This is a genomic window from Cupriavidus sp. 01L43 (assembly GCF_056399925.1).
Window position 1 is genome coordinate 1 of sequence record NZ_JBFTSH010000050.1, and the last position, 748, is coordinate 748.

The following is a 748-nucleotide window of genomic DNA, read 5'->3' on the forward strand; positions in this document are numbered from 1 at the left end:
ACGAAGGCCGATGACCGCTTCGACACCAGCYTCCAATCCCGCCGTCTCGCGATACGGCACCCGCAATTCAGGCTTGTAAAGGTAATGGTCAATGTCATCGCCAAACACCACCATCTCGCCGAACTTGCCGGGAAGGAAATAGGAATACARCCCCTCCTGCTCCATCAGCAGRCGGATGKWTTCCCAATCGGACATCTGATACTGGAAGCGGAACGCGTGCTGGGGATATTGGCGTCGAAGCCTGAAGGAAAACTGATGCCCGACCAGTTCATGCCGCCGCAGAATCGCCTCGATAATCTCYGGCGCGGTCTGGTGCTGGTAGATGCGGGTGGAGCGSGTMAGCCGAAGCCGGGCGACGAGCGGTTCCACGATGAACTCGTAGCCGTGGAAGTCCCGCGTCTGCTGCGTCTCGGTGAAACGCATGATGCAACCGGCGAAGGTCCGCGGCGCTGACCCGTCCCCAGGGTCGATGATAAAGCTGGCCGCCTTGCCGAGATAATCGGCACGATCCAGTTCGGCAGGGTGCGTGAGTTGAACCGTGACGGCATAGGGTTCGCCTAGCCGCTCCACAGCCTCGAACGACACCACCGACAATGCCCCGGCGCTGGCCGCGCCGGGAACCTTAAGGAAGTACTGCTGCTGCCCGCTCAACGTTGCGCCGAGCGCGTCGAAACCCTCTGCCATCAGTCATCGCTCCGTAGCCGCCGCAGTGTCTGGCACTGCGCATGCGGCATACTAAAAGCGACGA

The 748-nt window shown here is 61.1% G+C and carries 1 protein-coding gene; it reads right to left on the reverse strand.

Annotated elements, in window-relative coordinates; genetic code table 11:
- Positions 1-684 (reverse strand): contractile injection system protein, VgrG/Pvc8 family (locus AC1DP9_RS27730; RefSeq protein ID WP_477109074.1); only part of this gene is annotated, 684 nt, incomplete at its 3' end.
- Positions 685-748 lie beyond the last annotated feature (64 nt).